Here is a 21617-nt window from a genome sequence, read left to right as displayed (position 1 = left end):
ATTTTTATACATAATTACTCAATCCAAATTTACATCTGTAAACGAGTATTCACAAAATAATAGTGATTGCATTCAATCGTCTAGAAAATCCATCTTCTTTTCTTGCTCTATTCTATCCCGCAAATAATTTATTTGACCTTCTATTCCATGTTTATGTTCAAGCAAGTCAACAGAATTTAAAAGTCCTAATACCGATTCAAAATAAGCTATTCTTTGTTGTAGTATAGGCACCTCACTCCCCGACCAACTACTTGAACTTTCTTCAAGCGGTAGTTTTCTGAAATGAAAATAATCTTGATTATATAATAAAAACACTTGAAGTAAGGACAATCTTCTTTCCGTAGAGAAGTTTGAAATAATATAGAAAACCATTCTCATTAGTTCTATGTTTGAATGCAGCTTGAGAATAATCTTCTTCAAAAATTTATCTTGCCTCTCTATAACTAAGGCATTTCCCTCTCTATTGTGTAAGAAAATAGCTTCTAATAGAGGTTCTCTATATGAATATCTAGTTTTTTCATATTCAAATATAGAAAGTACTACTTCTTCCATAATTTCATCATATTCTTCATGCAGCCAAACACAAGAATAATCATTGTCATCATGGTAACTGCGATTCTTCAAATCCTCGCATCTTTTTATTAATTCAAGCATAAATTTAGGTTCTAATTCAAGAATTTTATACAGGTTCGAACCATCGTAATCAACATGATGATGACAACACTCAAGTACCACTAAATAAGCCCGTTTCAAAAGGTCAATATCGGCCTTAAACAGCATTATAAGATTCTTATTGATTTCTGTATGAGGATTAAACATCATCTCAAATGCTCCGACAAATCGTTTGTTAACTTTGGTCCGTTCCAAAAGTATTGCAATAACTATGGTAATCATTTTTTTATTTTTCTCCATATATTTCAAAAGATAATCTGTTTGATATGGTATTTGATCAGGGCTAGCTTCTTTGTAAAGAGTAAGTAATAAACCAGCATCTTCTTCTGTGATATTATCTTTTGGTAAATGGAACAAGTATCCATATAGCCATTTATTTATCGATTTAACATGCGAATTGCTAATAATAATGGACAGTGATTTATAATCTTCCACTCTTGAAGTGAATACTGCCAAAAAGGATATAGGATTAATGGATAACGGATCGTCTAGATTCAAGTATTCATTAAAGACCGTTATACCCAGTGTAGCATCTCGATCTAATAGTGCACCGAAAACCTCAAATAAACTTTCTTGAAACCTATACTCATCTCGATTTTTAAGAAAGCCGCTCGCCTTAATATCGATACATTGCTTAAAGAAGTTTAGATAATCAACCTGGGTATATTCTCCAAAAAAGTCTCTAATTTTTTCATTTCTGATCTCTGTTATTTTACTGTAGTCAAACTCCTCCCCAAATAACAACTCGGATAGAGTATAAGTTTCATTTTTAAATTTCTCCTGCACCTTTATGTCGAACTCAATTTTATGATCTTTTAACAAATCCAAATATTCTTGTAAAATGCTGCATTCCAAATAGCTTTCTTTATCAAAAGAATTCACGATAAATGGGAAAAGGACGATGGAATCACTTTGTATTATTTCTGTAGTACATACGTCTAAACGTGACGAACTATAGTTATAAATCAGTTCAAGTACTTCGCTACGTAGTTCCTTATTTTTGTACAGCTCAATTATATAATTCCATATTTTTGTTCTTAAGTGATTTAGAGAGTCTGAATTGTATAACTCAAAATTTATAAATCGTACTGATTTCCCTTGGTAATCCGTACTTTCGAATTTTGTTTTTAAGTAGTTATCTGCAATTTTAACAAATAATTTTATCAAAGCATCATTTTTATTTATTTGGATTTTATTCCACAATACATCTAATACAATGTGTTGGTGTTCATAATCGAACAAATGGGAATCTACATCAAAACCGAATGCCTCCGTTAATATCGTATAGACATAGGAGTTTAGACTTGGGCGTTTATCGAACAATGATAAAAGAAGTTCATTTGCCATTTTGAACATCTCTTTTTCAGACGAAATAAAAGCACTCAATATACTAAGTAGAGATGGTCTAGGTATGTTATTATCCTTTTTTATTTGGAAGTCCTTATAATCGAATTCCTCTGGCTCTAGCCCCTTCACACTGTCTCTTACATATAAAAGTGTTGAAGTTCGATCTATAAACCAAAACATGCTATAAAGTTCAATAGTTGTTTCATCGTCACCGTTTTCTTTTGCAGTAGCTAATGCATTCTTAACATGAGAACTCATATCCTCCATAATATCTTTGGTATTTAAGGAATTTAACTCAGGGTTGATAGCATCAATTATTAACTGTTTTCTATTCGGAAAGGAGTTGTTTAGTAAGACTGAAAAATCGATTAATTTCTCCTTAAAAACCGTCAAATAGAATAGATATGTAGCCAAAACCTGATCCGAAACTCTTACTGCTTCGTTTTCGTACATATCAAATACTTCAATATCATGTAATTTCTTTACGGCTTCCCAAAATTCGTACTTAGAAATTGAGAATGCTTCCTCGATGGAGGTCATTTGATCGTTATTTGAGAAATCTATAGTACGAAAAAAAGAAACTATTCCAGCGGATTTCTTAATATTCACATCATCTAACGCATCAATATCCCTTTTTATTGACTCATAATATTCTTCATAAATCATAGTTACATCTCTGATACTCTGAAGGTTATTTTCCCTTTTTGCTACTTTCGCTGCCATAATAGCAAGCCGTGGATTTCCCTTTGCTATTTCAGATATTCTTTCTAAGTAATGGCCGTTTTTTATCTCAAATTCTTCTTCGATTAAATTACTAATCTGCTCATCATTCAACGGATTAATTTCTAATTCATAACCTCCACCGTACTGGCGGGCAATATTTTGAATTTTCTCTATTGCGTAATCCCTCACTGTAGCAATTATTTTTATTTTTCGACCGAATTCCTGTTTGTGTATCCATTGGAGTACATAATCAAGTTGGTTTAACCTATTTGCATCATCAACAAAGATTAAAAAGGGCTTGGAATCAGAAAAGTGAACAGCCAAATCTTCAAAAATACTAACACCTCTGTTAAAAACGCACCTTATTTCGTACTCTGTATGAATTTGTTTGAATTTATGACAACACTCAAGGGCTATTCTTGGTTTCCCTACACCTGATCGTCCAGAGATCACTACTAAATCTGTAGTTTCCAGTGCAGTTAATATAGTATTTACTTCTTCTTCTCTAAAGTGGAATTGGGTGTCTAACGGAGTCGCCACTGCACTTTTATTATAGGCTGAAACAAATTCTTCTATTGTAATAACTTGACCAGTGTCTACTTCAACGCCTAAAAGATCCCTTGCAATACCTGGATACTTTTGATAGAAATCGAAAGAAAGTGGGCCTATTCCAAAAATATTAATATTAACTTCTTTGTCTTGGCATAGTGTTCTTATACCTTTCTCTTCTTCTGTCGAAAGTGAAGACGTATGACAGTAAACAACCTCATCGATTAGATCCACAGCTATACCAGTTTTACCTTCATCAAAACACTTCTCTAAATCTTCAATAATTTTCTTGTATAAATTTGATTGCTGTGTTGTGTATTCAAAGAAAGCATATTTCCCATTTGGAAGTGTGCATAATGAGTCAGGTGTACCTTTTCTAACTTTATCAGCACCAATGACTGATCCTAGTGGATTAATATCGCTATAACCCTTCATATGCAGATAAGCGTCAGCAACCTTCTGAAATACATCCCCACTTAATTCACGAATTCTATTTTGAATTTGATTTAATTTAGACATTGTAAACCCCCAAGGTAGTTATGTTAGACGCTATACTAATTTCGACAGATTCTGGAAGGTATCCTATATTTTTTTTTTTTTTGGAACCCTTTATGGATCCATTTTGATAGAGAGTCTGAGACGTAGGAAGCTGATTTTTATGTTAAACATAACCGAGGAGGAATAACAAATGCTCACACTTTCAGATCTTTTGACTGTTCAAGTAGCAGCAGAGTAGTTGGGTTTAAGTATTTCAGCTGTTTCAAATTTCAATGAAAGGGGTGACCTACCTTCAAAAAGATACGGTGCTAAATTTAGAATTCACATAGAGATTTTACAAGAGTTCGCCACAACGTTCGAATAACACCTGATGAATTCAGAAGCTATCTCATTGCATCATAGTTTCTTTTTTGCAATATTCACAATTAGGGTCACAGTTCATTGACTAACATTTGGGGGGCAGTTCAGTGGGGGGCGGTTTAATCAGCTAACGTACCGAGGGAGTTGAACGAAAACTCAAATCAAATGATAAGATCATATACTATGTCGAGTTTTTGCACCACAAGATAGAAACTGACCTTTAGATTTAAAATTCCTATACTATAGCTGACTATCAAATTGTTGGTAACTATACATCATTATAATCCGGCCATGTAATATTAAAAAACTCTACAGGATTAGTAGCTGGTTTGTAGTCATTAGTATATGTAAAGATAGTATCAGAATCAGATACTACGATTAAACCAGCCGATACATCATCGGTAGAGAATGCCTGCCAAACTTTTTTCATAACAGTTTGGTTTTCTGTAAAGCCTGCTTTAACAGTGTTCATTATCGGTTGTACGGTTGAAATGCCACAAGACCAATCGCACCACTCTGCAATGATTCCAATAGTGTTAGACTTCGAATCGATGGGTAAGGCACTTATAATAATTTTCTGTAACTCCACAGGTAGCTCGGACAGAATTGCAGTGTTTTTACCGCGGGATATCATGTGATCTAACGTAACGATAATAATACCAGGAATGCCGCTTTTCTCGATTTGAAAAACTGCCTTAATAATCGATTGAAATAAACCTAATCTTGAGGCCGGTGCTTTGATCTCAAGCACAACGTGGTTACTTTCTAAAATGTAATCAGGTTCACCCGTATGATCAGGAGGTTGAATGACGGGAATTCCTGACTCGACCATCCTTAATCCAACTTGCATTTCAAGTAACGCGTTCTTAAAGTAATTGATACCATCCCCAGTGTAAGGATCAGTATCCCCGTAATATCCACCAATTTTCATAACACTTGAGAACTTATCAGCGATGTGAGCACACCCAAGATAATCTAGTGCCCAGAGCGTGAATTGAATCTCATAAAAATCTCTAAGAACTGATGGATCCTCTTCAGCACGTCCCTTTATGATCTTTCTTGCGTAATCTAGTTGCCCTCCTAAACCGTCGGGACCTTCAATCTCATGCTTTGCACAGTAATTCTCCACAATAGCCATTCGTTCCTTTGGACTTAGTTGAATAAAAATAGTCATCAAATCATCGTGATTCACTAAATTACAACTCCCTTCATTATTTTGTCCAATTCGCTCCCTAGTGCTTATATGAATTCATGAAGAGATTAAACTCTCATGCCCCTAGTTTAATGGGACGTTATGAGTCTAATACTTTATTTTCTTTCGAAATAAGGAGTCTAGAACTAGAGTTGCTGACCAGTAACTGGCGGCGCTTCCCCACTACCCACATCTGGATGGAAATTGAGCCGCGGTCTGCCGCCGGTCGTTCCGCCAAAAGTGTCCGGTAACACAAAAACTCCTTATCCCTTGGATGAAACGGCGACACAAGAACAACATGATTTGAATAATTATATATTTTCATAGAGTAATTTATGGTTTGAGTTCTGAAAATTCTACTTCAAATTTAACACTGTGATTCAACCGAAAAACAAGTAAATCCGATTTGTTTTTGCTGTGAAGCTCCGGCAGATCTGTACACTTACCGCTCCAATTATATTCTCCTGTTATCCAATGCTTTTTATTAAAACGGATCTGAATGATAGTTCCTGGGATTAGCCGGTGCTGCTGTACATAATGAGCCCAAACTCCCGTACCTGCATTCTCCTGCAAGCTTATAGGTCCCTCCACAAGGAGAGGCGAATCTTTAATAGTGAAGTATAATCGTTCGGGAATCTCTTCCCAGAACCCAATCAAAGCATCCCGGTATCGTTCGATTTCGGTATTTGGAATAGACAAGGAAATCTCATTAAGAGTCGTGCCATACAAATCCATTAACAATGTGTCCCCGACTTTTTCAAAGAACTTTGGTTGAAGGTCATATAACTGCTTAGCTGCGGATCCATCCCCATGTTTAATTACATTTTGAACCAATCTGAGCTCATTAATCGTATTCCAGGATGTTATTGATGCTGGAGTCCAATCGCTATTCTGAAATAGATCCTCCAAATCAGGGAATTTAGTACAAAAGTTTTTAAATTGTAGTTCTTTACGATCCTTACCGATCAATTTGTGATATCGAGTGATTTCCCGGAAAGCCAAGTCACGGATCTGTTGCTCCCACACTTGATATAACGTGGCTAGTGTCATCATATAGGTATTGTACTTCATCAAACTTAAAGTTTGCCAATATTCAATACCAAAGTCATGTGCATCCTCCACGAAATCAGATGGATCATGACGGTCTGGATCAAAAAACGTACCTAATTCTTGATAACGTTGTTCAGTTGCATCTTCAGCCTCTTTGTCCAAGTTATTAAATTGGACGGCCAGGCGTTCTATATATGTGTCAACAAAACTGTTTGTTCGACGAATATAAGATTTTTTTTGATTGTCTGGTAAATATATAAAAGGTTTCATTTTTCTATCCTTTCTGGAGAAATTCCAGCGTAGTGTACATGCTGCAGATCTCATATCGGTATTTATAATTATCCCCTATTAATCTATTAAAATTGGCTTAAGTAGCAAGTCTACTACTAGGATCTGGCCACCTACGACCGTATTGACCACTGAACTAATTGAGTATCTCAAAAGAAAATAAAGTAATATAATCAAATAGATAATCTGAAGCGGTTAACGGTTTCAAAAAAATCTTCAGATATTGTGAAATAAGTATTAAACTATACTCAGCGAAAAGCCATATGAGAGACCTTGGTTAAAAAAATGCATTAGTCTGGAAAGCCCTCTACAACTAAGTCACGCGGCAGGAAGAACATCCAGGAGTATGAACTGCAGTTTTGGGTTCGCAACTGGCCGATGTCTTCGGCGTGCCGTTCGACACATGGCTCTAACCTGTCCACCATGTCGCACGATATGTGCACAGCGGTTCAACACGCAGCATGCTAGGAGAAATGGCTAGGATCCCGACACTTCCGGGGGAACAATTAAGATTAGTCTGTATCATTTTCGCATTCGTTTTAAGCACTTTGACTTTCAGCTGTTCACAAGAGGAATTAAAACCATTTTCTCTAATTGACTTTTCATTCGAAAAAGTCAATCTTAAAAAAGTCTACAATGCCTTGTTAACTAGGGTAACTTAAAACATTTTTCAAGTTTGAGCTTTTATTTAAACACATCTATCCATATAATATAATTAATGTCTTCATAATAACTCCTTCATGATTCATTTACTAATAATTAATGGTGTTAATCATTAATATAATTAATCATGGTAGTAAATAAGCTATTTACTCCAGTTGACCAATTCGGGTCTTCTGCATATTTACGATTAATCCAAACGATCGGATCAATATCTTGAGGACGGTCCTTGCTTAAATTAACCAATGTTCGTGCAGCAATCGCAGTCGAATCTTCAATCGTCGTATTATAATCTTCCCAGCTATGGAATACATTGAACGGATTATTGGCGATTTCTGCTGCTCGCTCATTGTCGCGACTTACAAAAGCTTGCTCTTGACCAGTAATGGCAAACAGTAGTATTGGATGAATATTGAATTGTTTGGCAGTATCCATAATAGCAGTATAATACGGCTCATCTACTAATATAGAATCCCGACTATTCAAATATTGAATCAATAAAGACTCGTTCACCGCTATATATTGAAAGTCCGACGGAAGTTCATTATACGCCAAAACTTCAATTGGTCCTGCTATAGAACTTTCATTGATTGCGACTAAGTCAGCTTGCTTGTCCTTCATAACCGCCGGCGAATAATAAGCATACAAACTTACTGCAAAGATCAGCACTAGAGAAGCCAGTCCATAAGCCATACTTTTTCTATGCTCGTTAACCGATGTAGTAATGTTGCTCCAAAGTGACCATTTAGTCGTAACAGTCTCGACAATTACACCTTTATCTACTCTCCAATTACGGAGCAATTCCCAATCCCCGTTCGTTAATGAAGCTTCACTACAAACCATATCAATGTCTTGTAATGAAACAGGCCGCTTCTGCGGAATAACGACTTGCTCAATCAATGTGTTTGTAATTTGACGTTTTAATTCTGGGTGATAGGGCGGCAACTGACGCTCAATAATTTTCACAATCGCATCAGCAACGATTTCAGCATGTTTCTCTTGGGGTAAATGTGCATATTTTTGTTGAACATAGAATCGTATGCGATCCACTGAATCAAGCGACAGAACACTACTTTGCTCCATAGTTAACTTCAGCCCCATTTCTCCAACAGTATATCCTTTTACTTTCGAGAATTAGAACCTAATTCCTGCAAATAACAGATCATTATTCAGTAAGTGACGATAACACTAGCTTTATGCTACCGCTTGAGCAATTAATAATTGAATGTGATTCGATTCCACATATTGGCGTACTTGTTCCTTCTCTGAGAACGTCAGCTGATATTCACAATCACAACCAACATCCTGCGGAACCATTTGTGCAAAACAATATAATTATATTTTATCACAAATTAGCACAGTATGGACAAGTAGTTCGAGAACATAAGCACACGATTAAAAACGATCATCAACATAATGATAAATACACAAGATTGGAAAAACAACTAAAAACGAACATGCAATTAGATATAAAAAAAGTGGATCGCTATATCCACTCATAGCGATCCACTTTTTATTCCCCTAACTATGAAGGCAGCATCGAACTGCCCATGAGATATTTATCAACTTCTTTCGCCGCTTGACGCCCTTCGTTAATCGCCCATACGACAAGACTTTGACCACGTCGAACATCACCTGCAGCAAATACTTTATCAATATTCGTTCTATAGTCACCATAGCGAGCTTTCACGTTAGAACGGCTGTCCGTTGCCAAAGTTAGTTGTTCAATAATTGTTGCTTCAGGGCCTTCAAACCCAATCGCAATCAGCGCAATATCTACTGGCCATACTTGCTCCGTTCCTTCTAGCTCTTTGTATATTTTCTTGCCTGTCTCATCGATAGAGCGTTCTATTTTCACCGTATGAAGCTCCTTCAAGTTCCCTTGCTCATCTCCAACAAATTTCTTCGTGAGAACAGAGAATTGACGAGGATCTTCACCGAATATCGCTTTTGCTTCCTCGTGTGCATAATCTAATGTATATACATGGGGAAATTGAGGCCATGGATTTTGCGAAGCGTCACGCTGCTGTGGTGCTTTTGCAACTGTACCGAATTGAACGATGGACTCACAGCCATGACGAAGCGCTGTCGCTACACAGTCTGTCCCCGTATCACCGCCACCAATAACTACAACATTTTTCCCTTTTGCAGAAATGTAATTGCCGTCATCCAGATTAGAATCAAGATAACTTTTAATGGTGCTATTCAAGTAATCCATTGCGGGATAAATCCCCTTCAATTCTGATCCCTCAATCGTAATGCTTCTTGCTTTCGTAGCTCCAAGAGCAAGCACAACAGCGTCAAATTGCTGTAATAGCGCTGCTGCCGGCAGATCTTTACCAATTTCAGTATTCGTAATAAATTGAATTCCTTCTTCTTGTAAAATAGTAACACGACGATCTACAACATGCTTCTCAAGCTTCATTGTCGGAATACCATACGTTAACAATCCACCAATACGATCAGCACGCTCGTATACAGTTACGGTGTGACCCGCTTTGTTCAATTGAGCAGCAGTAGCTAATCCAGCAGGACCTGACCCGACAACTGCTACTTTCTTACCTGTACGAATTTGAGGCGGTTGTGCAACGACCCAGCCTTCTTTGAAGCCACGTTCAATAATGGCTTCCTCGATCGTTTTTATAGAAACTGCATCACCAATCAATCCAACGGTGCAGGAGCCTTCACATGGAGCAGGACATACGCGTCCTGTGAACTCTGGGAAATTATTCGTTTTGTGTAAACGATTCAAGGCGTCTCTCCACTGACCGCGATATACAAGGTTATTCCATTCAGGAATTAAGTTGTTAACCGGACACCCAGATACCGTATTTCCAATTTCAATTCCTGTATGACAATATGGCGTACCACAATCCATACAACGGGCACCTTGAGTTTGTAGTTGTTGGTCAGACATATGCTTATGAAATTCTTTCCAATCATGCACACGAATACGCGGATTGCGATCTTTAGGCACTTCTCTTTCATAGTCCAAAAATCCAGTTGGCATTGACATGATAGCATCTCCCCAATATCCCGAAGCCTTTACCACTACACGGAACATTAGTGCAGGCATCGATATATATATTCATCCTCAATTGAGGTAGTGTAAATTAATTCGTTACACTAATGCTATCATTTTCAACTCAATTTCCGTAATGGACTATCACCATAATCATTTGCACTATTTACATGAATTTATCTCAGCTAGCAAGCTACAACCATTTTCACTATTTCACACGATTGTACGTATATATTGTGAAATTAAAGTTGTTTTTCTCATCTTTTACTACTTTTTCACTATGAACAAGCTCAAAATCTTCTTCATTATAGCTTGGGAAGTAGGCATCCGCATTTGTAATTTCTACATCAACTTTCGTAATGTACATCTTATCAATATACGGCATAAACAGCTTATAAATTTCCGCGCCCCCCGTAATCATCAGCTCTTCATCCCCGTATTTCTCAATTGCTTCTTCTACCGAATGTACAACTTCGCAGCCTTCTATAGTAAGCCCCTTTTGTCGAGATAGTATTACATTAGTACGGTTTGGCAATGGTTTGCCTAATGATTCATAGGTTTTCCGTCCCATTAAAACCGTTTTATGTAATGTTGTTCTTTTGAAATGAGCAAGCTCAGCAGGCAGGTGCCAGAGCATTTTATTATCGCGGCCTATTGCGTTATTTGTACTTGTTGCAACGATTAATGTTAAAGACATATTGTTCTCCCCTTAATTATCATCTACTCCTTATATATTATACGACATCTTATAGATCTCTGCCTAATATGCATTAAGAATCAAATTACCGATAAAATTTGATGTTTATGATGATTATCATGTTCGATAAATTCGTGGATGATGTAAAGCAAGGAGTAAGGTGTGTTTGTATGTGGGCAATTTTCTACGCCGTTTGAGGGTACATGTTTAGAAGCAATTTCCGGTTCAGCTAACAGTATTCCAATCAACTGAAGACGGGTTTGCTTAAATTCCTCTAGTAGACGAATTTGAGAAATTCCCGAACGAGCATACTCATATGCATTTTCGTTAAACGAATCGAAATCTGGAAAGACTATTCCCTCGCCATTTCTAACAGCTGGGATAATCGAATAAAGGAGATAATTATCCCAATTTTTAAGATGCGAAATAATTTCCCGTACAGATGCTTTTCCTACAGCATATGGTTCTAACCACTTGTTTTCCTGCAAATCACGTAATGTATCCGTCCACTTTATAATTTCTTCATACTGAAGAATCGTTTCTTTACCTAAATTAATCATATTGGAGACCCCCAGTTTATTAAGTATATAGTCTAAAACAAGAACTTATGTTCCCATTTTAGACTATCCTATCTCATGAAGCAAGTCTTTTATGAAGTTTATGGAAATTAGTAATAATACTTACTAAACTGCGAAAACCAAAAACCATCATTAATCGCTCCGCATGACCCGTCGCTTAATGATGGCTTTCTTTAGAATTATATATTTCTCTAACTAATCTCAAGTATACTTTCCTTCTCAACTACACCGCTACCGGCGCCTTAATCGTCGGATGCGGCTCATACCCCTCTACCTTCATATCAGATAATTCAAAATCAAAAATTGACTGCTTATCTGGATTCAATTGCAAAGTAGGTAATGCTCTTGGTTCACGCGACAGCTGCGTCTCGATTTGCTCCAAATGATTCACATAAATATGCGCATCACCTAATGTATGAATAAAGTCGCCAACCTCAAGTCCACATTCGTGAGCAATAAGATGCGTCAGCAACGCATAGCTCGCAATATTGAACGGAATTCCAAGAAAAATATCAGCACTGCGCTGGTATAATTGACAGCTTAGCTTACCATTCGAAACATAGAATTGGAACATCGTATGACATGGTGGTAGAGCCATGCTCGGAACATCCTCTGGATTCCAAGCAGATATAATCAATCTTCGAGAGTCAGGATTTGTTTTGATCGTTGCTATAATATCGGCTAATTGATCGATAACAGTGCCTTGTGATGTTTTCCATTCACGCCATTGTTTGCCGTATACATTGCCAAGGTCGCCGAATTTCTCCGCAAACAGATCATCTGCTAGTACCTGCTGCTTGAAATAAGCTAACTGCTCCTCATATTGCTTTGCAAATTGCTCATCAGCTAGAGCACGATGCGCAAAGTTAGTCATATCTGGCCCTGTATATTCAGTGGATTCAATCCAACGCTTGAATGCCCATTCATTCCATATATTATTATTATTTTCTAATAAGTAACGAATATTACTGTCGCCTTTAATAAACCATAGCAGTTCGCTAGCAACAAGCTTGAAAGGAACGCGTTTCGTCGTTAGTAGTGGGAAACCTTCACTAAGCGAAAACCTCATCTGATATCCGAATAAAGATATCGTTCCCGTACCTGTACGATCTTCCTTCTTCTCGCCATTTTCTAACACATCTTTTAATAGCTGCAAATAAGCCTGCTCGCTAGTTACCATTATATTCACTCCTAAAACTTTTCATTTGCTTACAGTGATAACTTCATCGTAATGAAAAGTTACTTCGTAAGCATACACCAAACTTTTCATTTGCTTACAGTGATAACTTCATCGTAATGAAAAGTTACTTCGTAAGCATACACCAAACTTTTCATTTGCTTACAGTAATAACTTCATCGTAATGAAAAGTTACTTCGTAAGCATAAACCAAACTTTTCATTTGCTTACAGTTATACTCCGTAAACATTTGGTAAACTACTCATTACGAATAACTTTTCCTTGTAACTACACGCAATGAAGAGAATATTCTTATTATTATAGCATATCTTACTTCATATAATAAGCAGAGTTAATTACATATCTTGCTCAGCGAACAGGAATATAGTACTGTATTCGAATAATAAGACTAGTAGCAATCAAAAAAACTGAAAATTTAATAAGTATAGTGATATTATAATAAGTAATATGTTACAATGAGTACAATTTACCAATTAGGAGGTGCATTTTTGATGAGTAACAATGAAAATCAAAAGAAGTTAACTACCGCAGCAGGTGCCCCAGTTGTTGATAATCAGAATTCGATGACAGCAGGGCCACGAGGTCCTATCCTTTTACAGGATATTTGGCTATTGGAGAAACTAGCACATTTTGATAGAGAGGTAATTCCTGAAAGACGTATGCATGCAAAAGGGTCTGGTGCTTACGGCACATTTACCGTAACACATGATATTACTAAATATACTAAAGCAAGTATTTTCTCTGAAATTGGTAAACAGACGGATATGTTCGTTCGTTTCTCCACTGTTGCCGGCGAACGTGGTGCGGCTGATGCCGAGCGCGATATTCGTGGTTACGCCATGAGATTCTATACCGAAGAAGGAAACTGGGATCTTGTAGGAAACAACACTCCTGTGTTTTTCTTCAGAGATCCGATGCAATTCCCAGATTTGAATCATGCCGTTAAGCGTGATCCACGTACGAATATGCGCAGTGCCAATAATAACTGGGACTTCTGGACGTCATTACCTGAAGCACTACATCAAGTGACGATTGTAATGAGTGACCGCGGCATTCCGAAATCGTATCGTAATATGCATGGCTTTGGTAGCCATACGTTCAGCATGATCAATGCACAAAATGAACGTACTTGGGTGAAATTCCATCTCCGCGCACAACAAGATATCGAGAATTTGACTGATGAAGAAGCAGAAGTGCTTGTTGGTAAAGATCGTGAAAGCCATCAGAAAGATTTATATGAAAATATAGAAAATGGAAACTTCCCGAAATGGAAGATGTTCATCCAAGTAATGACCGAAGAACAAGCAAATAATATGCCTTATAACCCATTCGATGTAACAAAAGTATGGTATAAGAAGGATTTCCCACTTATTGAAGTTGGAGAATACGAGCTTAATAGAAACCCAGAGAATTATTTCGCTGAAGTAGAACAAGCTGCTTTCACACCTGCTAATGTCGTTCCAGGTCTTAGTTTCTCACCTGATAGAATGCTGCAAGGCAGACTATTCTCGTATGGTGATGCTCAGCGTTACCGTCTAGGTGTAAACCACCATCATATTCCAGTTAACCAACCGAAATGTCCATTTAACAGCTTCCATCGTGATGGCGCAATGAGAGTTGACGGAAACAAAGGAAGCACACTACACTATGAGCCGAACAGCTATGGTGAATGGAAAGAACAGCCTGAACACAAAGAACCGCCTCTAGCTATCAATGGCGCTGCTACTCAGTGGGATTTCAGAGAAGACGATGATAACTATTTTGAACAGCCTGGCCTGCTCTTTAACCTAATGAGCAAAGAACAGCAACAAGTGTTGTTTGAAAATACTGGTCGTAATATGAATGGCGTTGAAAAACATATTCAGATTCGCCACATCACACACTGCTACAAAGCTGATCCAGCTTATGGTGAAGGTGTAGCAAAAGCACTTGGCATTCCAATGAGCGAAATCAACATAGAATAAAGTTTTTGTTATTATAATCTATAATATTACTTATAAAAAGGGTAGCGTTTATCGCTACCCTTTTTGATATTTTTGAAAGTATAAGATTTTGGGGGGAGCCGAAGGCTTCTCCTCTTTTTAGTTATGTCAAATTTTCAGGTCAATTGGTCACCTAAATCAGTTCTTCATTTTGTTACTGCTGTATACCATTCTTCCGATCTACTTTACGCTTCTTGCGCAATTCATGACGTTCTGGTGCTTGTTCAAACAATTGTTTCTCAAAATCAGTTTGCGGTTCTAACCCAGGCACTGTTGCTGGACGACCGTTTTCCCCTAGTGCAACAAAGGTAAAGAACGCAGTTACCGTTTGCTTCTTTTCGGCTGTAATTAGATTTTCGGAGGTCACAGTCACATAGATTTCCATCGAGCTACGGTGCGTCCAGCTTACAAACGCCTGAATTTCAATTACTTCACCGACCATAATTGGTGCTAAGAAATCAATACTATCCATCGAAGCAGTAACCGATCTCATGCGTGCATGTCTCATCGCCGCAATCGCAGCTGCTTTGTCCATATATTCCATTAATCGCCCACCGAACATTGTATCATAATGATTCGTATCCAACGGGAAAATAAGTTGCGTCATTAGTGTAAATGAATCCGCAGGTGTCTTTGTCACTAAATCCATAGTAGTCCCTCGTTTCGTTATAATATAATAAGTTCAAAAAAAAGGTTTCAAGCAACATATACGATCATATGTAACTTGAAACCTTTATAAACACAATAATCTGTCGTCAAACTAAATTATTGTTTATTTTTTTGCAATAGCATGGATCGGATGTCCAAGCAGCATTTCAGCTGCATCAAGAACGATTTCACCAAGTGTTGGGTGAGCATGGATTGTAAGAGCAATATCTTCAATCGTAGCGCCCATCTCGATTCCTAGAGCAAGCTCAGCAATCAAGTTAGAAGCTTCAAGACCAACGATTTGAGCACCTAGCAATAAACCAGTCTCAGCATCGCCGATAAGTTTTACGAAGCCTTCTGTTGCATTTAAGCTCATTGCACGACCATTAACGCCATAGTTGAATTTACCAACTTTAACATTAAGACCTTGCTCTTTCGCTTCGCCTTCACTAATACCTACGCTACCGATTTCTGGATCAGAGAAGCAAACTGCTGGAATACATTTGTAATCAACAGCGCTAGCAAGACCAGACATATGTTCAGCAGCGATACGTCCTTCGTACATTGCTTTGTGAGCAAGTGCAAGACCAGGAACGATATCACCAATGGCATAGATATGAGGAATGTTTGTACGACCATACTCATCAACTTCGATAAGTCCACGATCAGTCATTTTCACATCGATTAGATCTAGACCTAGTTCACCGTCAGTATTAGGACGACGACCAACAGTTACTAGAAGGTAATCAGCAGTTACGGACTCTTCTTTATCGCCAACAGTATAAGTTACTGTTACATCGTTATCTGTTTGAGTTGCTGCTTTCGCTTGAGCGCCAGTAATAATGTTAGCACCTTTTGCTTTGAATTTCTTAGAAACAACTGCAGAAACGTCTTTATCAAAACCAGGAAGGATTGAATCAGAACCTTCAATAACAGTAATTTGTGTACCATAGTTAGAGTACATTTGGCTAAGCTCGATACCGATATAGCCTCCACCAATAACTACGATGCTTTTAGGAATTTCAGGAAGTTTAAGCGCTCCAGTTGAAGAAACGATACGACCTCCGTATGGGAATGCTTTAAGTTCGATTGGACGAGATCCAGTCGCAATAATACAGTTTTTGAAACGGTAACGAGGAGCTTCTTGATCGTTAAATACACGAGCTTCGTTTTCGTTAATGAACATTACTTCGCCGTTGAAATATTCAACTTTGTTTGCTTTAAGCAATGCAGCTACGCCGCCAGTAAGTTTAGAAACGATACCGTCTTTGAAACTTTGAACTTGTGCCCAATCTACTTTAGCTTCGCCAACTTCGATACCGAAAGTTGAAGCGTTGCTAATGCTCTCATATTGATGAGAAGCTGAGATTAGAGCTTTGGAAGGAATACAGCCAACGTTAAGACATACACCACCAACAGTTGCTTTATCTACACAAAGCACTTTATGTCCAAGTTGTGCAGCACGAATTGCCGCTACATAACCACCAGGACCAGCACCAATGACTAGAGTGTCAATATCTAATGAAGCGTCACCTACTACCATCTCTTACACCTCCATAATGAATAGCTCTGGCTGTGCCAATAGCTTTTTAATGTGGTTCATGAAGTTTTGAGCAGTTGCACCATCAATTAGACGGTGATCAAAGCTTAGAGAAAGAGCCATTACTGGAGCTGCTACGATTTCGCCATTACGTACGATAGCTTTTTCAGAGATACGACCTGTACCAAGAATAGCAACTTCTGGGAAGTTGATAACTGGAGTGAAGAACATACCGCCAGCAGAACCGATATTAGAAATTGTAATTGTGCTACCACGTAATTCATTAGCAGCAAGTTTACCTTCACGACCTTTAAGAGCTAGATCACGAATGTTGTCTGCAATTGCAAATAGGTTTTTACGATCAGCATCTTCAACAACAGGAACGATAAGACCGTTATCTGTATCAGTAGCGATACCTACGTTATAGAATTTACGGTAAACGATCTCTTGATTTACTTCATCAAGTGTAGAGTTCATAATTGGGAACTCACGACAAGCAGATACAAGAGCTTTTACGATAAATGGAAGGTAAGTTAGTTTCGAACCTTTTTTCTCTGCGTATGGTTTGTATTTCGTACGAAGAGCAACAAGTTCAGTAACATCAACTTCATCCATAATGGTTACGTGAGGAGCTGTGTATACTGATTTGGACATAGCACCAGCGATAATTTTACGGATACCTTTGAATGGTACGCGTTCTTCTGGACGATATGCACTGCCAGAAACAACAGGAGCTGCCGCTGCTGGAGCTTCAGATGCAACCGGAGTTGCCGCTTCAGTTGTTGGAGCTGCTACTGGAGCACCGCCGAATCCTGAAACATCTTCACGAGTGATACGGCCATTTTTGCCAGTACCCGCTACTTGTTTAATATCTACACCTTGTTCACGAGCGAATTTACGAGTACTTGGCGTTGCAAGAACTGATGCATTATCAGATACTGCTGGAGCTGAAGCCGCTGCAGGAGTTGCTGCTGCTACTGGAGCTGGAGCTTCTTCCTTAGCTTCTTCAGCAGGACCGCCAAGACCTTCAGGAATTTCGCCTTCTGCTTCGATAATAGCTACAACTTCGCCAACTTTGCGAGTTTCGCCATCTTTCATCAACACTTCTAGCACTTTACCGTTAACTGGACAAGGAACTTCAACGATCGCTTTATCATTTTGAACTTCCATAATGATGTCGTCGTCAGTTATTGCTTGACCAACTGTAATAAGAACTTTAATAATTTCACCTTCATGTAAACCTTCACCTAGCTCTGGAAATCGGTATTCAAATTTAGCCACCGAAATTTACCTCCTTGTTGCTTAGCCTGCCATGAAGACAGGCTATAGCTTTTATATCTCAGTATGTCTTAATCTTAGAAGTTTAGTACTTTATTCACCGCTGTAATAATACGAGCAGGTGTTGGAAGCCATTGATCTTCGATTTGCGCGTATGGATACACAGTATCTGGACCAGCTACACGTAGAACAGGAGCTTCAAGATGTAGAATCGCATGTTCATTCACTTGAGCAATAACTTCTGCAGCTGCACCAGAAGTTTTTTGTGCTTCTTGAACAATAATACAACGATTCGTTTTTTGAATTGAAGCTACGATTGTATCAATATCAAGCGGCATTAGCGTACGTAGATCGATTACCTCTACATTTACACCTTGTTTTTCAAGCTCTTCAGCAGCTTTTTGAGATGTGTGAACCATCATACCGTAAGTAAGGATCGTTACATCAGAACCTTCACGAACGACATTCGCTTTACCAATTTCAACTGTATATTCGCCTTCAGGAACTTCATCACGGAATGCGCGATATAAGTTAAGATGCTCCATGAAGAATACTGGATCATTGTCACGAATTGCAGCGATCATCAGACCTTTTGCATCGTAAGGGTTAGAAGGAATAACTACTTTGATACCAGGAGTCTGGATCGCAAGACCTTCTAGAGAATCTGTATGAAGCTCAGCAGCTTTTACTCCACCACCAAAAGGTGTACGGAATACGATTGGTGAGTTATAACGTCCACCAGAACGGTAACGCATACGTGCCGCTTGAACAAACATTTGATCAAGTGCTTCATAGATGAAACCAACAAATTGAATTTCTGCAATCGGACGGAAGCCTTGAATCCCCATACCAACCGCCATACCAGCAATTGCAGATTCAGCTAGTGGAGTATCGAATACTCTTTCCTCACCGAATTCTTTTTGTAAACCTTCAGTTACACGGAATACACCGCCGACATTACCTACGTCTTCACCAAAGATGACAACATTAGGGTCACGTGTAAGTTCTACGCGCATCGCATCGCGAATCGCTTCTAACATATTCATTTGTGCCATGGTCGTTTTATCCTCCCTATTACTCGAAATCAGCTTTTTGAGCTTCCAAATGTTGCGGTGTATGCTCAAACATAGAATCAATAAGTCCAGCAACTGTCATTTTCTCAGTTTGCTCAGCTTTCTTGATATTCTCAGTTACAGCTGCTTTTGCTTCTTCTTTTACGCGAAGCGTATCTTCTTCTGTCCAAAGACCTTTTTTCTCAAGGAATTTACCGAAGCGAGTAAGTGGATCTTTAAGCGCCCATTCTGCTTCCTCATCCTTAGTACGATATTTAGTCGTATCATCTGCAAGAGAATGCGGACGGAAACGATAAGTTAGTAATTCAAGTAAAGTTGCACCTTCACCGTCACGTCCACGCTGAGCAGCATCTTGAACTGCTTTAATTACAGCAAGTACGTCCATACCATCAATTTGTTGACCAACAATACCTGCAGCGATAGCTTTATGTGCTACTGAAAGAGCCGCTGTTTGTTTGGCATATGGCGTTGTAATAGCATAGCCATTATTTTGTACAACGAAAACTGCTGGTAGCTTGAATGCACCAGCGAAGTTCAATGCTTCATAGAAGTCACCTTCAGATGAACCACCGTCACCAGTATACGTAATCGCTACATTTTTTTGATTTTTCTTTTTGAATGCCATTGCTACGCCCATTGCATGAAGCACTTGCGCACCAATAATAATTTGCGGCATTAATACGTTAACGCCTTCTGGAATTTGACCACCATGTTGGTGACCACGAGAATATAAGAACGCTTGATATAGTGGCAGACCGTGCCATACAATCTGTGGCATATCACGGTAACCTGGAGCTACAAAATCTTCTTTATTAAGTGCATACTCACTACCAATCATTGAAGCTTCTTGACCTGAAACTGGTGCGTAGAAACCAAGACGACCTTGACGTCCTAAGTTAATAGCACGCTCGTCCCAAGTACGAGTGAATACCATGCGATACATAACTTCTTTTAACTGCTCATCAGTAAGATCCGGCATATATTCCGGATTAGCCACTTCACCATCTAATGTTAGTACAAATAATGGTGCAACTGGTTCTGATTGAACTTCATATGGCAATTTGCTCATGGAGAACGCTCACCTCATCTTAAAATATTTGAAAATTGTGTGTCTCTGTTATAGACTTATTATAACCCTGTTTTCTGTTGATGGTCAAAGAAAAAAAGCACAAATCCACTGAATTTAGCGATTTTTCATCATTTAATCATCAAAGTGTATATATAACAGGTTCATATTTACACTATAACAGTGTAATACAAAAGCTAGTTTTCGCTTTCATTTCACAGATTACCTTTTATTTTCCCTCTTAACTGATTTTCCATACTTTATTTAAAAGGAGATTTTTTGCAATGACAGACGCTCGTTATCTAAAACGCACGATCTTAAAAAGTACAGTTGTAAGTAATATTTTGCCCGAAGGCAGTCGCAATTTAAGAGTTTATTTACCACCAGGCTATAATGAAGTATTAAGTTATCCGGTTATTTATTGTCAGGATGGCGAAGATTTCTTCAACTTCGGACGAATTGCAACAACTGCTCAGGAGCTTATTCTTGACGAAGGCATTGAACCGTTTATTATTGTAGGTGTCGATGTTGATAAATCCGTGCGTACGGATGAATATACGCCCGATGGTGCAAAACATCAAGCTTACGTTGATTTCTTTGCCCAAGAATTGGTTCCTTTTATCGAAGAGAACTATCCGGTGCGCACTACACCTGAAGAGCGTGTACTAGCTGGTGATTCACTCGGTGGAACAGTATCGCTACACATCGCCTTGCAGCACCCGGACTTATTTACAAGAGTGATGTCAATGTCAGGTGCGTTCTACGATGCTTCACAGCAAATTGTTGCTGCGCTGGGTGATCTGGATTGGCTAGATATTTTCATGGTTGTTGGCCTACAAGAGGATGCCTATGAAACAGATACAGGCGTTTATAACTTTGTCCAATTGAATCGTGAGATGAAGCAGCTGTTGGAAGAACGCGATGCGAAAATCTTCTATGAAGAAAAAGATGGTCGCCATCAATGGGGCTTTTGGCAGAAGGAAGTACCAGCAGCGATCCGCTACTTTATACCTGAGGGTTAATTCAGCGCGGTTTCACAAGCAAGCTACTGCAAAAAGGAGTATAACAGTGTCAGCTAATTAGCCACCTGTTATACTCCTTTTCATTGCGAAACGATCTTGCCGAAAAGTCACACATTCAGCTCGTTGTGAACCAATCCATCCGAAAACCAGCACATTCATTTCGTTTCGAATCGA

The 21617-nt window shown here is 38.4% G+C and carries 16 protein-coding genes; 3 read left to right on the top strand and 13 right to left on the bottom strand.

What is annotated here, in order from left to right:
• Nucleotides 1–72 precede the first annotated feature (72 nt).
• From AC1TPB_RS22330 to AC1TPB_RS22315, 4 genes are all read right to left on the bottom strand, one after another.
• Nucleotides 73–3810: a hypothetical protein gene (locus AC1TPB_RS22330; protein ID WP_482078506.1), complete on the bottom strand. Its 3738-nt coding sequence runs from the start codon at nt 3808–3810 to the stop codon at nt 73–75.
• Nucleotides 3811–4417: 607 nt separating this feature from the next.
• Nucleotides 4418–5341, bottom strand: coding sequence for a hypothetical protein (locus AC1TPB_RS22325; RefSeq protein WP_482078505.1), 924 nt, complete (start codon nt 5339–5341; stop codon nt 4418–4420).
• Nucleotides 5342–5674: 333 nt separating this feature from the next.
• Nucleotides 5675–6661, bottom strand: a complete 987-nt coding sequence (locus AC1TPB_RS22320) for a hypothetical protein (protein ID WP_482078504.1) — start codon at nt 6659–6661, stop codon at nt 5675–5677.
• A gap of 786 nt (nt 6662–7447) precedes the next feature.
• Complete coding sequence (locus AC1TPB_RS22315; RefSeq protein WP_482078503.1) at nt 7448–8440, bottom strand: hypothetical protein; 993 nt, start codon at nt 8438–8440, stop codon at nt 7448–7450.
• Nucleotides 8441–8535: 95 nt separating this feature from the next.
• Between AC1TPB_RS22315 and AC1TPB_RS22310 the strand changes: the two genes are divergently transcribed.
• Entirely contained in the window at nt 8536–8841 is a 306-nt protein-coding gene (locus AC1TPB_RS22310; RefSeq protein ID WP_482078502.1) for a hypothetical protein, read from the top strand.
• A gap of 23 nt (nt 8842–8864) precedes the next feature.
• Here AC1TPB_RS22310 and AC1TPB_RS22305 read toward each other — a convergent pair whose 3' ends face one another.
• From AC1TPB_RS22305 to AC1TPB_RS22290, 4 genes are all read right to left on the bottom strand, one after another.
• Nucleotides 8865–10355, bottom strand: a complete 1491-nt coding sequence (locus tag AC1TPB_RS22305; protein ID WP_482078501.1) for a glutamate synthase subunit beta — start codon at nt 10353–10355, stop codon at nt 8865–8867.
• A gap of 214 nt (nt 10356–10569) precedes the next feature.
• Nucleotides 10570–11058 carry a dihydrofolate reductase gene (locus AC1TPB_RS22300; RefSeq protein WP_482078500.1) on the bottom strand — a complete coding sequence of 163 codons (489 nt, stop codon included), beginning with the start codon at nt 11056–11058 and terminating at the stop codon, nt 10570–10572.
• Between the two features lie 80 nt (nt 11059–11138).
• Complete coding sequence (locus tag AC1TPB_RS22295) at nt 11139–11618, bottom strand: DinB family protein (RefSeq protein ID WP_482078499.1); 480 nt, start codon at nt 11616–11618, stop codon at nt 11139–11141.
• A gap of 241 nt (nt 11619–11859) precedes the next feature.
• Nucleotides 11860–12816: a thymidylate synthase gene (locus AC1TPB_RS22290; protein WP_482078498.1), complete on the bottom strand. Its 957-nt coding sequence runs from the start codon at nt 12814–12816 to the stop codon at nt 11860–11862.
• A gap of 509 nt (nt 12817–13325) precedes the next feature.
• On the opposite strand from AC1TPB_RS22290, the gene AC1TPB_RS22285 reads away from it, so the two are divergent.
• The gene (locus tag AC1TPB_RS22285; RefSeq protein ID WP_482078497.1) at nt 13326–14798 is read left to right on the top strand and encodes a catalase; all 1473 of its coding nucleotides are present in this window, start codon (nt 13326–13328) and stop codon (nt 14796–14798) included.
• Between the two features lie 172 nt (nt 14799–14970).
• Here the strand turns inward: AC1TPB_RS22285 and AC1TPB_RS22280 are convergent, their stop codons facing one another.
• The 5 genes from AC1TPB_RS22280 to pdhA form a co-directional block, all read right to left on the bottom strand.
• On the bottom strand, nt 14971–15465 hold the full coding sequence (locus AC1TPB_RS22280) for an acyl-CoA thioesterase (protein ID WP_482078496.1): 495 nt from the start codon (nt 15463–15465) through the stop codon (nt 14971–14973).
• A gap of 123 nt (nt 15466–15588) precedes the next feature.
• Entirely contained in the window at nt 15589–17007 is a 1419-nt protein-coding gene (gene lpdA, locus AC1TPB_RS22275) for a dihydrolipoyl dehydrogenase (RefSeq protein WP_482078495.1), read from the bottom strand.
• Between the two features lie 3 nt (nt 17008–17010).
• Complete coding sequence (locus tag AC1TPB_RS22270; protein ID WP_482078494.1) at nt 17011–18285, bottom strand: dihydrolipoamide acetyltransferase family protein; 1275 nt, start codon at nt 18283–18285, stop codon at nt 17011–17013.
• 74 nt (nt 18286–18359) lie between these two features.
• Complete coding sequence (locus AC1TPB_RS22265; protein ID WP_482078493.1) at nt 18360–19337, bottom strand: alpha-ketoacid dehydrogenase subunit beta; 978 nt, start codon at nt 19335–19337, stop codon at nt 18360–18362.
• Between the two features lie 19 nt (nt 19338–19356).
• Nucleotides 19357–20424 carry a pyruvate dehydrogenase (acetyl-transferring) E1 component subunit alpha gene (gene pdhA, locus AC1TPB_RS22260; protein ID WP_482078492.1) on the bottom strand — a complete coding sequence of 356 codons (1068 nt, stop codon included), beginning with the start codon at nt 20422–20424 and terminating at the stop codon, nt 19357–19359.
• A 281-nt stretch (nt 20425–20705) separates the two neighbouring features.
• On the opposite strand from pdhA, the gene AC1TPB_RS22255 reads away from it, so the two are divergent.
• Nucleotides 20706–21443 carry an alpha/beta hydrolase gene (locus tag AC1TPB_RS22255; RefSeq protein ID WP_482078491.1) on the top strand — a complete coding sequence of 246 codons (738 nt, stop codon included), beginning with the start codon at nt 20706–20708 and terminating at the stop codon, nt 21441–21443.
• Nucleotides 21444–21617 lie beyond the last annotated feature (174 nt).

This window comes from Paenibacillus sp. Y951 (genome assembly GCF_056786395.1).
Note: the sequence above shows the minus strand (reverse complement) of the source record. Positions and strands in the feature narration are given on the sequence as shown.

Excerpts from the sequence above, each read along its gene's own strand:
- AC1TPB_RS22330 (WP_482078506.1), bottom strand. The coding sequence starts at position 3,810 with ATGTCTAAATTAAATCAAATTCAAAATAGAATTCGTGAATTAAGTGGG.
- AC1TPB_RS22320 (WP_482078504.1), bottom strand. The coding sequence starts at position 6,661 with ATGAAACCTTTTATATATTTACCAGACAATCAAAAAAAATCTTATATT.
- AC1TPB_RS22315 (WP_482078503.1), bottom strand. The coding sequence starts at position 8,440 with ATGGGGCTGAAGTTAACTATGGAGCAAAGTAGTGTTCTGTCGCTTGAT.
- AC1TPB_RS22310 (WP_482078502.1), top strand. The coding sequence starts at position 8,536 with ATGCTACCGCTTGAGCAATTAATAATTGAATGTGATTCGATTCCACAT.
- AC1TPB_RS22305 (WP_482078501.1), bottom strand. The coding sequence starts at position 10,355 with ATGTCAATGCCAACTGGATTTTTGGACTATGAAAGAGAAGTGCCTAAA.
- AC1TPB_RS22300 (WP_482078500.1), bottom strand. The coding sequence starts at position 11,058 with ATGTCTTTAACATTAATCGTTGCAACAAGTACAAATAACGCAATAGGC.
- AC1TPB_RS22295 (WP_482078499.1), bottom strand. The coding sequence starts at position 11,618 with ATGATTAATTTAGGTAAAGAAACGATTCTTCAGTATGAAGAAATTATA.
- AC1TPB_RS22290 (WP_482078498.1), bottom strand. The coding sequence starts at position 12,816 with ATGGTAACTAGCGAGCAGGCTTATTTGCAGCTATTAAAAGATGTGTTA.
- AC1TPB_RS22285 (WP_482078497.1), top strand. The coding sequence starts at position 13,326 with ATGAGTAACAATGAAAATCAAAAGAAGTTAACTACCGCAGCAGGTGCC.
- AC1TPB_RS22280 (WP_482078496.1), bottom strand. The coding sequence starts at position 15,465 with ATGGATTTAGTGACAAAGACACCTGCGGATTCATTTACACTAATGACG.
- lpdA (WP_482078495.1), bottom strand. The coding sequence starts at position 17,007 with ATGGTAGTAGGTGACGCTTCATTAGATATTGACACTCTAGTCATTGGT.
- AC1TPB_RS22265 (WP_482078493.1), bottom strand. The coding sequence starts at position 19,337 with ATGGCACAAATGAATATGTTAGAAGCGATTCGCGATGCGATGCGCGTA.
- pdhA (WP_482078492.1), bottom strand. The coding sequence starts at position 20,424 with ATGAGCAAATTGCCATATGAAGTTCAATCAGAACCAGTTGCACCATTA.
- AC1TPB_RS22255 (WP_482078491.1), top strand. The coding sequence starts at position 20,706 with ATGACAGACGCTCGTTATCTAAAACGCACGATCTTAAAAAGTACAGTT.